Origin of the sequence: Allobosea sp. TWI1241, from assembly GCF_039673065.1 — a bacterium.
In the GTDB taxonomy this organism is placed as follows: domain Bacteria; phylum Pseudomonadota; class Alphaproteobacteria; order Rhizobiales; family Beijerinckiaceae; genus Allobosea.
Genome location: NZ_JBDJKW010000005.1, coordinates 178,075 through 191,002 on the forward strand (window position 1 = coordinate 178,075; position 12,928 = coordinate 191,002).

Here is a 12,928-nt window from a genome sequence, read left to right on the forward strand (position 1 = left end):
AATCGCTGACTCGGGACGAATCCGGTTTCGTTCGCGGCGGAACTGCCGCGGCTCGCCGGCCCTCGGGGCCCGTCCGCGCCGCCTCCACGCGCCGGATGTGGACCCTACCCCTCATCTAGGCGCTTTTTCCGCCGGCGGAAGGGCCGGCGGCGGCGGCAGGGTCAGCCGAAGACCTCGCGGAAGACCTCCGCCGCCTCGTCGGGCGCCTCGACATGGACGAAATGGCCGGCGCTCTCGCAGACCGTCACAGCGACCTTATCGAAGAAATCCGGGACGAAGGCGCTCCAGGCGACCGGCAGCACAGGGTCGTGGCGGCCCCAATGCACGCGGGTCGGCTGGTGGATCGGCACAGAGGGCGCCGGGTGGCCGTCGATCGCCGCGAGCCGGGCGGCGTTCTGGCTGCGGTACCAGTCGAAGCCGCCGCGCAGGGTGCCGGGCTTGAGGAAATTGTCGACCCAGAGCTCGAGCACCGGGTCGAAGGCGTTTGTGCGGTGCGACCAGTGCCGGAGGAAATGCGAGAGATAGAGCCGGCAGGTCTCGCGGCTGCTCCCGACCAACTGCTCGGCGAGCGCCAGCTGCTGGAAGGACTGGTACCAGATCTCGTTGACATGGCCGTCGCGGACCCAGGCCTGGCCGACGCCGGGCGTCGGGCAGTTGAAGAACAGCAGCCGGTCGACCTTCTGCGGATGGCGGCGGGCGAGGCCCTGCGCGACATAGGCCCCGACATCGTGCCCGACCACGCCGACGGGCCCGAGGCCCAGCGCCTCGACCAGCGCGGCCATGTCGTCGGCATGGCTGTTGGCGCCGACATCGCTGCGGGGCTCGGGCGATTTCCCGCTGTCGCCGAAGCCGCGCAAATCCGGCACGATCAGCCGGAACGCGTCGCCGAGCCGGTTCATCAGCGGCAGCCAGCTCATCCAGAACTCCGGCCAGCCATGCAGCAGCAGCACAGGCGGCCCGTCACCGATCTCGACGACATGCAGACTGGTATCGCGCACGGCGAGATGACGATGCCTGATGCCCGACGGCACGGCGAAATCGCTGGACATGGCCCCTCCCCGGTCCGATTCCCAAGCGAGGCTAGCCCCGGCCGGGAGCCGGCGGCAATGGCCGCCGGCGCAGCCGTGCCGGATACCGGCCGGTTCAGTCCCGGCGCGCGCTCGCCGTGGTGCCGGGATCCACCTTGAGGCTGGTCGCCTCGATCACCGCGGTGCCGATCATCGTCTTCACTGAGATGCGCACCGGCACCATCAGGCTGGTGCCGGAGACCGGGGCGAGCCAGGTGCTGATCTCGCGATTCTCCGCCATGAACTTGGTCGAGGGGCGCAGGGCGCGATGGCCGGCGATCGGGACATAACGTGCCTTGCAGATCGAGATCGGGCCGCGATAGCCGTCGATCGCGATCTCGCGGCTTCCGGCATAGCTCAGCTTGATGTCGTAGCGCGCTGCGCCGTCGAAGATCGGCAAGGTGCGGTTGCAGGCGGCGCCGCCGCCCTTGCTGCCGCCCTCGACCGGCATCAGGAAGGCGCTGATCGGGTCCATCACATTGCGGCGATGGCCATCCTTCAGCTCGACGCGGTCGGGCTTGGCATCGATCGGCGGCTCGATCTCGAGCGCGCGCACGGCATTGCGCTCCAGCGCCATGCGCACGGTGCGGCTCTCCGACGAACTGGCGGAGGAGACGGCGAAGGTCGCGGGCGAGGGCTTGGCGCCGGCAAAGCTGCCTGTGGCGGCGCCGGAGCCGCGGCCGCCGGTGAAGCCGCCGACCAGCCCGGTAAGGCGCGCGGTCACGTCGAGCTTGTAGGCGCTGTCCTCGACCTGGCCGCTCAGCGTGGCGGTGCCGAAGCTCAGGCCGAGCAGGGAGACGTCATAGGTCGCGTCGAGCGAGGCGGCGCCGGCAGGAGACGCGGCCAGCAGCAGGGCGGTGGCCAGACCGAGGCCGGGCAGAATCGGCGATGGGACGGGCTTCATCTCGATGCTCCGGGCGACGCAAGCCTTGGTCGATGCTCGTTGCACTCCGATTCGGTCCGAATCGTGGCTTGATTAACGAAATCTGCCGCCAGAAGGTTACCGAGACCTTTCCAGCGGCGCGTTTTGGACTCCGCCTTGACGCGCCCGCCCCCCTTGGCTATAGACCGCCCACTTCAATTTGACTTCCGGTGCTCGCCTGCCGGCACGTCGCGTGTCGGCATTTCGTGTTGGGCGTCCGGAGATTTTGGGAACGAGATCATGGCCCGCCGTTGCGAACTGACCGGGAAAGCCACCCAGACCGGGCACCTCGTCAGCCATTCGAACCGCAAGACGAAGACGGTCTTCCGTCCGAACCTCGTCAATGTGACGCTGCAGTCGGACGCGCTCGGCCGCTCGGTGCGCCTGCGCGTCTCGGCGAACGCCCTGCGCACGGTCGACCATCGCGGCGGCCTGGACGCCTTCCTGCTCAAGGCCCCGGCCGGCGACCTGTCGACGGGCGCCCTCGCGCTGAAGCGCGACCTCGAGAAGAAGCTCGCCGCCAACTGAGCGGAGAGCCCTGATCGGGACGGAAGGAAGCGGCCGCGAGGCCGCTTTTTTCGTTTGGGCGCAAGGTAGCGGCAAGGCCCGTCCGGCAGTGGGGCACAGCTGAGGCATCCTGGCTCATGCTCGGCAGGCCACATCGCGCCCCGGAACCGCCCCCTCATTCCGGGGCGGGCCGAAGGCCCGGGCCTTGAACACATGACCACGCCATCCCGCCAGCGATCGCACCCAACGCAGCGACGACGCCGGCCGCCGTCGTTCCCCGGGACACGGTAGCTCGTCCAGCGCCCCGGGCTGCGGGCGAGGTCGCAGAGGAGCGCGAGTACCGGCAGCCGGCCAGCAAGCCGAGTGGCCGGGTACAGACTGGCTAGCCACCAATCCGCCCGGCGCCCTCCCTCAGCCCAGCGCAAATTCCAGCAGGATGGTGCGCTGGAGGAAATGGGAGAAATTGTCGTCGGAGATCAGGGTAACGATGGTGCGCCCGTTCTCGCGATGCACCGCCATGCCCTCCATATTGTCGATCTCCTGGCCGAGATCGGCCTCGATCAGCACCGGGCCGTCGAGTCGCGCGCCGGGCATGATCGAGGCGCCGGCGATACGGCGGATGCGCATGCCGACGCCGCGCAGCGGCCGGTACCAGCGCTCGAGCACCAGCATGTCGCCCTCCGGCAGGAAAGCGAGGTCGGTGATGTCGTAGCCGTCGCGGCGCAGCATCTGGAAGCTGCCGGGCCGGCGCCCGCCGATGATGAAGCCCTGCGTCGGCTCGTCCTCGCCGCCCGAACGCTCGGAGATCGCGACCAGCGCACCCGCCAGCGCATGGCCCGGCGGCAGCACGCCGAGCGCCTCCATGCCGCGATTGCGCGGCAGCCGCTTCGCCGCCGGCGGAACCGGCACCGCCCTGGCCCGCGCCTCGACGCCGTGGCGGGCCCAGTCGAAGCGCAGGATGTCGTGCGTACGCTCGACCGCCAGCCAGGCGACGCCGTCGCTAATCGCCAGCGCCTCGGTGTCGAAATGGCGCGAGCGGTGCAGCGGCCTGCCCGAGGCACCGAGCACCGGTGCCATCTCGGCCTGCTCCAGCCCGGCGAGGCGCCCGTCGCGGCGAACGATACGCGCGGTCAGCCAGAAGGCGTTGTCGGTGACGGCGACGAGCCGCTCGCCGTCCGGCGAGCGCCAGAGTCCCGAGAAGCCGCCGAAGCGCGGATGGCTGCCGGTGAGCACCAGCCCGCCGCGATAGTCGAGCGCACCGAAGCGGGTGCGCGCGGGACTGCGCGGCTCGAAGCTGGCGATCGGCCGGGCCGAGATCGCGACCGGCACACGCGCCGGCTCGAGGCTCTGCGCCCGAGCCGCGGGGGCGAGCGCCGTCGCACCGAGCCCGGCGATAAGGCCGCGGCGGGTCAGACGCGACAGGGTCATCGAGCGGAGCCGGTCATGCGGGCGCGCGCGAAGCCGATGCAGCCGCCATCCCCCGATTCGGGAGACGCCGCAGCACCGACGCCTGCAGGCGCGGCCTCACGCCTCATTGGCCGCGGCGCGCGCCGCGCTTGCCGGCGCCGCCGGCATCTTCCTCGAACAGCTCGGCCAGCTTCTCGGTCATCACCCCGCCGAGTTCCTCGGCGTCGACGATGGTGACGGCGCGGCGATAATAGCGCGTGACGTCGTGGCCGATGCCGATCGCGATCAGCTCGACCGGCGAGCGGGTCTCGATCTCGGCGATGACATGGCGCAGATGCCGCTCGAGATAGCTGCCCGCATTCACCGAAAGCGTCGAATCGTCGACCGGCGCGCCATCGGAGATCACCATCAGGATCTTGCGCTGCTCGGAGCGCGCCAGCAGGCGCTTATGCGCCCAGTCCAGCGCCTCGCCGTCGATATTCTCCTTGAGCAGACCCTCGCGCATCATCAGCCCGAGATTCTTGCGGGCCCGGCGCCAGGGGGCGTCGGCGGCCTTGTAGATGATGTGGCGCAGATCGTTCAGGCGGCCGGGATTGGCCGGCTTGCCCGATTGCAGCCAGGCCTCGCGCGACAGCCCGCCCTTCCAGGCGCGGGTGGTGAAGCCCAGCAGCTCGACCTTGACGCCGCAACGCTCCAGCGTGCGGGCCAGGATGTCGGCGCAGGTCGCGGCGACCGTGATCGGCCGCCCGCGCATCGAGCCGGAATTGTCGATCAGCAGGGTGACGACGGTGTCGCGGAAATTGGTGTCCGATTCCTGCCGGAAGGAGAGCGGCTGGAACGGGTCGAGGATGATGCGCGGCAGGCGCGAGGGATCGAGCGCGCCCTCCTCAAGGTCGAACTGCCAGGAGCGGTTCTGCTGCGCCATCAGCCGCCGCTGCAGGCGGTTGGCGAGGCGCGCCACCACGCCCTGGAGATGCGCCAGCTGCTTGTCGAGATAGGCGCGCAGCCGCGTCAGCTCCTCCGCGTCGCAAAGCTCCTCGGCGGTGATCGTCTCGTCGAACTTGGTCGTGTAGGCCTTGTAATCGGTCTGCGGCCGGTCATTGGCGCGCGGATCGCGCGGACGCGGCGCCTCGCCGGCCTCCTCGGCCTCGGAGTTCTCGTCTTCCTCGTCCCAGTCGCCTGCGGGAGCGTCGGAGGCCTCGGAAGCGCCCTCCTCCATCTCCTCGGTGGCGTCCTCGCTCACCTCGGTCTCGGTGCGCTCGCCTTGGCTCTGCTGCTCGGCCTCGCCGTCCTGCTGCTCCTGATCATCGGAGGACTGGTCCTGATCGTCCTCGTCCTCCTCGGATTCGTCCCCCTGGCTCGACTGCTCGGCCATGTCGAGCGAGACCAGCATGTCGCGCACGGTCCGGGCGAAGCCGCGCTGATCCTCGATCGACTGGCTCAGCCGGTCGAGGTCGCCGCCGGCCTTGGCCTCGATCTGCTCGCGCCAGAGATCGACCAGCTTCTCCGCCGCCTTGGGCGGCTTCAGCCCGGTCAGCCGCTCGCGCACCATCAGGGCGAGCGCATCCTCGAGGGGCGCGTCGGCGCGGTCGGTGATCTCCTCATAGCGGCCGCCGCGGTGATAGCGGTCCTCCAGCATGGCGCCGATATTGCCGGCCATGCCGCTCATCCGCCGGGTGCCGACGCTCTCGACGCGCGCCTGCTCGACGGCGTCGAAGACGGCGCGCGCGGCGTCGCCCTCGGGCGCGGCGCGACGATGGATCGCAGCGTCGTGGCAGGCGAGGCGCAGCGCCATGGAATCGGCGTGACCGCGCAGCACGGCGACGTCGTTGGCGGAGAGCTTGCGGGGCGGCTCCGGCAGGCGGGCGCGTTCGCCGACGAGGGACGGCTTGTCGGTCGCGAAGACGATTTCCATCTCCGGCCGGCGCGCGATCGCCTTCATCGCCCCCGAAACGGCGCGCTTCAGCGGCTCGACGGGGGCTTCCTTCGGGGTCCCGGGCTTGCGGTTCGAGATGGACAAGGCTTTCGCAATCCCTTCACGGCCGGCGCACGGCTAGCGCGAGCGCCCGTCATACATGGTCGGGTTCAGCGCGGCAGGCTAGACGCCGTCCAGACAGCGGACATTGATCGCGACCGTCGGCGTGCCGTCGGGCATGGCGGCGCGCGCGAAGGATTCGATGCCGCAGGTCTCGCAGAACAGATGCTGGATCTGCCGCGTGTGGAAGCGGTACTCGCTCAGCGCATCCTCACCCTTGAGCAGGGCGAAGCTCTGCGCCGGGGCGAAGGCGAGAACCGATCCGCGGCGCTGGCAGTAGGAGCAGTTGCAGGTGACCGTCCTGCCGAGGTCGACATCGACCTCGTAGGCGACACGCCCGCAATGGCAGCCTCCTTCATACCGCGCCACGGCCGGCCTCCGTTCAGCTCAGCACGACGTTGACCGCGCTCTCCGGCAGTTCCTTGCCGAAGGAACGCTGGAAGAACTCGGCCACCAGCATGCGCTCCATCTCGTCGCACTTGTTGAGGAAGGTGACGCGGAAGGCGAAGCCGACATCGCCGAAGATCGCGGCGTTCTCGGCCCAGGTGATGACCGTACGCGGGCTCATCACCGTCGACAGGTCGCCGTTCATGAAGGCGTTGCGGGTCATGTCGGCGACGCGCACCATCTTGTTGATGATGTCCTTGCCGTCGGCCTGCGTCTGATAGTGCTTCGACTTGGCGAGAACGATCGCGACCTCGTTGTCGTGCGGCAGGTAGTTCAGCGTGGTGACGATCGACCAGCGGTCCATCTGGCCCTGGTTGATCTGCTGCGTGCCGTGATAGAGGCCCGAGGTGTCGCCGAGGCCGACCGTGTTGGCGGTGGCGAACAGGCGGAAGGCCGCATGCGGGCGGATGACGCGCTTCTGGTCGAGCAGCGTCAGCTTGCCGGACTGCTCGAGAACGCGCTGGATCACGAACATCACGTCCGGGCGGCCGGCGTCGTATTCGTCGAAGACGAGCGCGATGTTGTTCTGCAGCGCCCAGGGCAGAATGCCGTCCTGGAACTCGGTGATCTGCTTGCCGTCCTTCAGCACGATCGCGTCCTTGCCGACGAGATCGAGGCGGGAGACGTGGCTGTCGAGGTTGACGCGCACGCAGGGCCAGTTGAGGCGGGCCGCGACCTGCTCGATATGGGTCGACTTGCCGGTGCCGTGATAGCCCGAGATCATCACGCGGCGGTTATGGGCGAAGCCGGCGAGGATCGCGATCGTGGTGTCGTGATCGAAGCGATAGTCGGGATCGAGATCCGGGACGTGCGGGTCGGTCTGCGAATAGGCGGGCACCTCCAGATCGCTGTCGATCCCGAAGACCTGGCGCACCGAGAGCTTGGTGTCCGGCAGGCCGGGGGTGGAGGCGGGCGTCGTCGTCATCGTTCATCTCCGGGCGCAGGACAGGGGCCGGGAACTGCCGGTTGTCCTCGAAGCCGACCGAATGGGAGGCATGGGTTTTCTCATTAAAGGGAAAGACACGTACCGGCAATTCGCAGGCGGTATACGCAAGCGTCATGCCGGGAGATCGCGCGCCAGCAGCCGCGCGATCGCCGCGACCGTGCCCTGCGCCCCGTCGAGATCGACCGCCAGCGCCGGCGGCGCGCCGGCTGCGAGCCGGGCGCGGATCGCCGCGGCAAGGGCCGCCGGCTCGGGCGCGACCACGGCCGCCAGCCCCGCCCGCGCCAGCGCCGCGGCGCGCAAGGCCTGCTCGGTCTCGTTGCCGGCGTCGAACGGCACCAGCAGCGCCGGCCGCCCAGCCTGCACGAGATCGAGCACGGTGTTGTAGCCGGCCAGGCTGACGCTGAGCGCGCAGGCCCGCAGTAAGGCCGGAAAATCGGGCCGGGCCCGCTCGACGCGCGCATTTTCGGGTGCACTGCCACGCAGCGCCGCGAAGGCCGCCTCGGCAACGCCGCCCCCGACGAGGAGGTGGAAGCGCTGGTCGGGCAGCAGTCGCGCAGCCGCCAGCGCAGCCTCGAACAGCGGCAGCGCCGCGGCCGATCCCCCGCCGGAGACAAGGACGGAACCGCCCTCCCGGGCCTCCACCGGCGCGGCGGTCTCGCCCGCTGGGGCCGCTGCGAGATAGCCGGTATAGACCAGCTTGCCGGCGAGCTCCGGCGTCACCGGCCAGGAGGCGTCGAGCGGCAGGAGCCGCGCATCGCCATGGACGAGAACCGCGTCGAACAGGGCCGCGACGCGACGATGTGCCTCGGTCACGCGCTCGGGACCCGAAGGCACGACCAGCACGTCGCGGATGGAGGCGAGGACGCGCACCTGCGGCCTTGCCGCGCGCGCCGCCGCGATCAGCGCCAGGAACTCCTGGGCCAGTTGGCGGCGACCGAAGGGAAAATGCTCGGTGACGACGACATCCGGCGCGATCTCTTGGGCCAGAGCGGCCAGCGCGTCTCGCCGGGCCGACAGCCGCTCGGGCGTGGCCGGTTCGCCCCGCTCGTCCAGCAATCTGCGAAAATCGGTGCCCTGGACGCGCAGCGGCAGCAACTGCTCGACGCGATATCCGGCGTCCGGCGCGCCGTCCGGCATCCCGCCGCTCGCCAGCGTCACCGCGTAACCGGCCCGCGCCAGCGCCTGCGCCAAATGTCGCGCCCGCACGAGATGGCCGATGCCGAGCAGATGGGTGACCGCAATCAGGACCCGCGCCGTCACGGCGCCCGGACCTCGCCCGAAGCCGCCGCGGCCAGCGCGCGATGGATACGCGCCAGCCCGGCGCCGGCCGAGAAGTCGGCCGCGAGCCGGGCGAAGGCCGCCTGCCCCAGCGCGGCCCGGCGGGCGGGATCCGCGGCGAGCCCGGCCAGCGCCGCTGCCAGCGCCGCGACGTCTCCCGGCGGCACCAGCACGCCCTCGCGCCCCTGCCGCACGAATTCGGGGATGCCGGCGAAATCGGTGGCGACGATCGGCAGCGCCTGGCTGGCGGCCTCCATCACCACATTGGGCAGGCCGTCGCGGTCGCCGTCGCCGGCCTGCTTCGAGGGCAGCACGAAGAGATCGGCCTCGCGCAGCGCCGCGACGACGCGGTCCTGCGCCAGCGCCCCGCGCCAAACGATGCGATCGGCCAGACCCAGCGCCTCGGCCTGCGCCTTGAGCGCCGGCAGGAGCTCGCCGCCGCCGATATGGACGAGGCGCCAGTGCAGGCCGGGCGGCAGGGCCGCGAGCGCCGCGAGCAGGTCGTCGAAGCCCTTCTTGGCGACCGCGCGGCCGATGGTCAGGATCGCGACCGGAGCGGCGGGGTCGCTGCCATCGCGCGCCGGCCGGTCCTGCGGCGGGGGCAGGAAACGGGCGAGATCGAGCCCATGATAGAGCAGCGTGACCTTCCCGGATGTCGGCGACAGGCGCTCCAGCTCGGCATGGCCGTCGGCGGTGCAGGTGACGCCCCAGCGCGCATCGGCGATCTTCTCGCGCTTCTCCCAGTCCGGCGTGGTCCAGATGTCCTTGGCATGGGCGGAGAACGACCAGCCGATGCCGCGGCTCAGCGCGGCATAGCGCACCACGGAGGCCGGGGTGTGCAGGAAGTGGACGTGGAGATGGCGCGTGCCGGCCGGCAGTTCGCGCGCCATCACGCAGGCCTGGCCGAAACGGCGCAGGCGGTTGCGCGTGGGATCGCGCCAGAGGTCGCGCGCCACGGTGGCGAGCAGGCGCGGCGCGCTCGGCCGCAGCAGCGCGCGCGCCACGCCGCGCAGCACGCGCCAGCGGTCGTCATGGAGATATTCCGGCAGGTAATGCAGCGGCGCGGTGATCTCGGCATGCATGAGGTGCCGCGCCGCATCGGTCGGGCGCCGCAGCGACCAGATCGCGAAGGAGAGCCCCCGCTGCTGCAGGCCGAGCAGTTCCTGCGCGATGAAGGTCTCCGACAGGCGCGGATAGCCCTTCATCGCGATCGCGATCGCGGGGCCGGTCGGCTCGGGCACGCTCATCGCCGGCCGATCAGCATGAAGCGGGTATAGTTCTTCGTCGGCAGCGCGCCGGCGAACAGGATCTCGGACAGCCCGGCCTGGGCGCGGAAGGCGTCGAGCGAGGGCACGCAGCTGCGATGATCCGGCTCGCGCTCGTAGTCATTGGACTGCAGCACCAGCGGCAGGCCGGCCGGCAGCGTCGCCAGCCAGCCCGGCACGTCGTCGAGATGCTCGCAGCTCGTGTTGACGACGAGGCCCGGCCGTTCGGCCGCGAAGTCCAGCGTCATCATATCGGCGGTGAGCGCGCGGAAGCGGCCATCCGCGACATGGCGATGGTTCAGGGTCTCGGCAACCGCCGCGCAGCGCGGATCGCGATCGACGCTGACCACCTGCGGAATGGTCAGCCGCGGCTCGGCGAGCAGCATCGCGCCGAGCACGCCATGCCAGGCGCCGAGCACCCAGACCGGGCCGCCCGGCGCCGGCAACACCTCGGCGAGCGCGTCGACCAGCCAGCGCTTGGAGCCGATCTGCTTGTGGTTGAAGGCGATGGAGAGATCGTCCGGCGGCGCCTTGCCGACGAGGCGGGCGAGATCGGCCACCACGGGATCGCGCGTCAGGGCTGCGACCCCGCGCAGGATGTCATAGAGTGCGTCGGCGGGCAGCGCGCTGGTCATTGCGGACGGGATCGGATCGGGATTGATGACGGAACGGGCCGGACCTTATGCACAGTCGGAGGCCGACGCCAACCGCGAGGACGCGGCGCTCGAGGGCACCCGCCTGCCCCATCTGGCCGGGCCGGCGGCGGAGCTGCGCCAGGTCCTCGCCGCCCATGCCCTGCGCGACTGCGCGCATATCGTCGAGATCGGCGGCGCCGGCCTGCCGATCACCGGCTTCCTGACGCACCGCCCCCTTTCGGTGACGGTGATCGACCCGAAGATTCCCGACCATGAGGCGCAGACGTTGAACGGCGCGCCCTGCCGCGTCCGGCACGTCCGGGCCAAGCTGCAGCAGGCGCCGCCTTCCCCGCCCGAGGGCCGGCTCGGGCTCGTGCTGCTCGGCCTGTCGCTGAAGCCGTTCGGGCGCGGCGAAGCGGTCGACGAGACGCTGCTCGGCCTGATCCGCCGCGCCGAGGTCATGGTGATCGACCATGCGCTGGCGCTCGACCGGGCGCTCGGCCAGATCGGGCCGATCCTCGCCGCGCGCGGCGGCGCGCCGCTGATCGACCTCGAACTGCGCATCAACGACGCTGCCCTCGCCGCGGCCGGCTATGACCGGCGCCGCTTCCTGGTGTTCTCGCGCTGAGCCGGACGGGACGGCCTCGGCTCAGCCGGCGCCGTTGCCGGCCGGCGGCGCCGTCGAAGCCGCCTCGTCCTTCGCCGGCTTCGTGTCGCCAGACTTGACCTCGGGCGACTTGGCATCCGCCTGCGGCGCGGCCTCGCCGCCATCGCGGCGGCGGGGCTCGATGTCGCCGCCCAGCGCATAGACCAGCACCGGCGCGTCGCGCCCCTTGATGGCGATGCGGTGCGGCACCAGCCCGGGGAAGCTGCGGCCGGTCGCCTTGATCGTCTCGGCCGAGACCAGCACGTCCGCCAGCAGGCGGCGCGTCGCGGCCTCGAGCTGGCTCGCGATCATCACCGTCTCGCCGACCGTGATCTCCTGGCGGCCGGTGGCCTTGGTCTCGACCGCGCCGATCACCGCCTCGCCGCCATGGATGCCGATGCCGATCCGCAGCGGCAGCGGCAGCGCCGCGGCATATTCGCGGTTCAGCGCCTCGACCGCGCGGACCATGTCACCGGCGGCGGCGATCGCCTCGGCGCCGGCGCGGGCGGGCGGGGTCTCCAGCCCAAACACCGCCATCAGCCCGTCGCCATAGATCGCCTCGATGCGCCCGCCATGGGCGGCGATCGCCTGGGACATCTCGTCGTAGAAGCGGTTCAGCAGCGTCATCAGCTGATGCGGCAGCTGGCGCTGCGACAGCGCCGTGAAGGCGCGCAGATCGGCGACCATCACGGTGATGCCGCGCCGGCCGATGCCCGGCTCGCCGGCGAGCGCGCCGGAAGGCCCGGCGCCACGCTGGCGCGCCGCCAGCAATATCTGGACCTGGAGATCATGCGTCGGCCTGAGCTGGCAGGCGAGACGCACCCGGTCGCCGGCCGAAATCCGGCGCAACAGCCTGGCCTCGTTCGGGCCGGGCGGCGGCAAGCCTTCGAGACCGTCGAGCACCAGCACCCGGCAGGTGGCGCAGCGCGCCCGCCCGCCGCAGAGCGCGGCATGGGGAATGCCGAAGCGGCGGAACATCTCGAGCAGGGTGAAGCCCGGCACGACCTTGCGCGAGCCGTGCCCGACGAAGCGCACCACGATCTCGCCAAGCGCACGCGCCCTAAGTTCGCGCAGAGCGACGAAGCCGACGAAGCCCGCGACGAGGCCGAAGAAGCCCATCTTGGCCCAGGTGACGTGCTGGTTGAAGGAATCGACCTGCTGCGGCGTGTAGAGCTCCGGCGGCAGCGCCATCAGCTTGGCCTCGCGCCCGCCGACCGAGAAGCCGATGATGGCGAGCAGCGGCACCAGCACCGCCGCGAGCATGAAGGCGTCGCGCCAGTGCGGATAGGAGGGGCGCGAGCGGAAGATGAAGTGCAGGCCGATGACGCCGTGCACCCAGACCACCACCAGCAACAGGCTCTGCGACAGCGCGAGACCTGGCCAGAGTCGGCGCAGCACCGCGTGATAGCTCTGGTCCTGCGCGAACAGGATGCCCTGCACCCGCGTCGCGACGATATGGTCGATCAGCAGCAGCGGGATGGCGAGGCCGAGTGCGATCTGCACGATCTCGCGCACCGGCATGCGGAAGGTGCGGCGCTGGGCGGCGCGCATCAGCGCGAAGGTCGGATGGACGAGAAACGAGCCGTAGAGCGCGATCGTGCCCGGCAGGCTCTGCCAGAACCAGCTGCGCCAGACCTGCCCGGCCTCCATCGCGCCGACGCCGAAGATGCCCATGGCGTGATTGAGAAAATGCGTGCCGGCAAAGAGCATGAGCACGCAGCCGGAGACCAGCCGGACGTCGCGGCTGAGCGACGACATCCGCGCGAAGCTTGA

12 protein-coding genes are annotated in these 12,928 nt (G+C 70.8%); 2 read left to right on the forward strand and 10 right to left on the reverse strand.

The genetic code is table 11. The annotated features are described in order from the left end of the window. Nucleotides 1-161: 161 nt before the first annotated feature. Together ABE438_RS09045 and ABE438_RS09050 are read right to left on the reverse strand one after the other, a co-directional pair. A complete protein-coding gene (locus ABE438_RS09045) occupies nt 162-1,049 on the reverse strand; it encodes an alpha/beta fold hydrolase (RefSeq protein ID WP_346502269.1) in 888 nt (295 codons plus the stop codon). Nucleotides 1,050-1,143: 94 nt separating this feature from the next. Then, the gene (locus tag ABE438_RS09050) at nt 1,144-1,971 is read right to left on the reverse strand and encodes a DUF3108 domain-containing protein (protein WP_346502270.1); all 828 of its coding nucleotides are present in this window, start codon (nt 1,969-1,971) and stop codon (nt 1,144-1,146) included. A 258-nt stretch (nt 1,972-2,229) separates the two neighbouring features. Between ABE438_RS09050 and rpmB the strand changes: the two genes are divergently transcribed. Then, a complete protein-coding gene (gene rpmB, locus ABE438_RS09055) occupies nt 2,230-2,517 on the forward strand; it encodes a 50S ribosomal protein L28 (protein WP_346502271.1) in 288 nt (95 codons plus the stop codon). A gap of 390 nt (nt 2,518-2,907) precedes the next feature. Here rpmB and ABE438_RS09060 read toward each other — a convergent pair whose 3' ends face one another. From ABE438_RS09060 to ABE438_RS09090, 7 genes are all read right to left on the reverse strand, one after another. Further along, complete coding sequence (locus ABE438_RS09060) at nt 2,908-3,924, reverse strand: esterase-like activity of phytase family protein (protein ID WP_346502272.1); 1,017 nt, start codon at nt 3,922-3,924, stop codon at nt 2,908-2,910. 103 nt (nt 3,925-4,027) lie between these two features. After that, nucleotides 4,028-5,923, reverse strand: coding sequence for a cobaltochelatase subunit CobT (gene cobT, locus ABE438_RS09065; protein WP_346502273.1), 1,896 nt, complete (start codon nt 5,921-5,923; stop codon nt 4,028-4,030). Nucleotides 5,924-6,001: 78 nt separating this feature from the next. Further along, a complete protein-coding gene (locus ABE438_RS09070; RefSeq protein ID WP_346502274.1) occupies nt 6,002-6,307 on the reverse strand; it encodes a GFA family protein in 306 nt (101 codons plus the stop codon). 13 nt (nt 6,308-6,320) lie between these two features. Continuing rightward, nucleotides 6,321-7,310: a cobaltochelatase subunit CobS gene (cobS, locus tag ABE438_RS09075; RefSeq protein ID WP_346502275.1), complete on the reverse strand. Its 990-nt coding sequence runs from the start codon at nt 7,308-7,310 to the stop codon at nt 6,321-6,323. Between the two features lie 132 nt (nt 7,311-7,442). Then, a complete protein-coding gene (locus tag ABE438_RS09080; protein WP_346502276.1) occupies nt 7,443-8,591 on the reverse strand; it encodes a glycosyltransferase family protein in 1,149 nt (382 codons plus the stop codon). Then, on the reverse strand, nt 8,588-9,856 hold the full coding sequence (locus ABE438_RS09085; protein WP_346502277.1) for a glycosyltransferase: 1,269 nt from the start codon (nt 9,854-9,856) through the stop codon (nt 8,588-8,590). The genes ABE438_RS09080 and ABE438_RS09085 overlap by 4 nt, the downstream gene beginning before the upstream one ends. Next, complete coding sequence (locus ABE438_RS09090; RefSeq protein WP_346502278.1) at nt 9,853-10,509, reverse strand: class I SAM-dependent methyltransferase; 657 nt, start codon at nt 10,507-10,509, stop codon at nt 9,853-9,855. The genes ABE438_RS09085 and ABE438_RS09090 overlap by 4 nt, the downstream gene beginning before the upstream one ends. A 25-nt stretch (nt 10,510-10,534) precedes the next feature. On the opposite strand from ABE438_RS09090, the gene ABE438_RS09095 reads away from it, so the two are divergent. Continuing rightward, nucleotides 10,535-11,137, forward strand: coding sequence for a hypothetical protein (locus tag ABE438_RS09095; protein WP_346502279.1), 603 nt, complete (start codon nt 10,535-10,537; stop codon nt 11,135-11,137). Between the two features lie 21 nt (nt 11,138-11,158). Here the strand turns inward: ABE438_RS09095 and ABE438_RS09100 are convergent, their stop codons facing one another. Continuing rightward, nucleotides 11,159-12,913 carry an adenylate/guanylate cyclase domain-containing protein gene (locus ABE438_RS09100; RefSeq protein WP_346502280.1) on the reverse strand — a complete coding sequence of 585 codons (1,755 nt, stop codon included), beginning with the start codon at nt 12,911-12,913 and terminating at the stop codon, nt 11,159-11,161. Nucleotides 12,914-12,928: the final 15 nt, after the last annotated feature.

What these genes read in the sequence shown, in the direction of transcription:
- ABE438_RS09060 (WP_346502272.1), bottom strand. Translation starts at nt 3,924, where the DNA reads ATGACCCTGTCGCGTCTGACCCGCCGCGGCCTTATCGCCGGGCTCGGT.
- cobS (WP_346502275.1), bottom strand. Translation starts at nt 7,310, where the DNA reads ATGACGACGACGCCCGCCTCCACCCCCGGCCTGCCGGACACCAAGCTC.
- ABE438_RS09095 (WP_346502279.1), top strand. Translation starts at nt 10,535, where the DNA reads ATGACGGAACGGGCCGGACCTTATGCACAGTCGGAGGCCGACGCCAAC.
- ABE438_RS09085 (WP_346502277.1), bottom strand. Translation starts at nt 9,856, where the DNA reads ATGAGCGTGCCCGAGCCGACCGGCCCCGCGATCGCGATCGCGATGAAG.
- ABE438_RS09045 (WP_346502269.1), bottom strand. Translation starts at nt 1,049, where the DNA reads ATGTCCAGCGATTTCGCCGTGCCGTCGGGCATCAGGCATCGTCATCTC.
- ABE438_RS09050 (WP_346502270.1), bottom strand. Translation starts at nt 1,971, where the DNA reads ATGAAGCCCGTCCCATCGCCGATTCTGCCCGGCCTCGGTCTGGCCACC.
- ABE438_RS09100 (WP_346502280.1), bottom strand. Translation starts at nt 12,913, where the DNA reads ATGTCGTCGCTCAGCCGCGACGTCCGGCTGGTCTCCGGCTGCGTGCTC.
- ABE438_RS09090 (WP_346502278.1), bottom strand. Translation starts at nt 10,509, where the DNA reads ATGACCAGCGCGCTGCCCGCCGACGCACTCTATGACATCCTGCGCGGG.
- rpmB (WP_346502271.1), top strand. Translation starts at nt 2,230, where the DNA reads ATGGCCCGCCGTTGCGAACTGACCGGGAAAGCCACCCAGACCGGGCAC.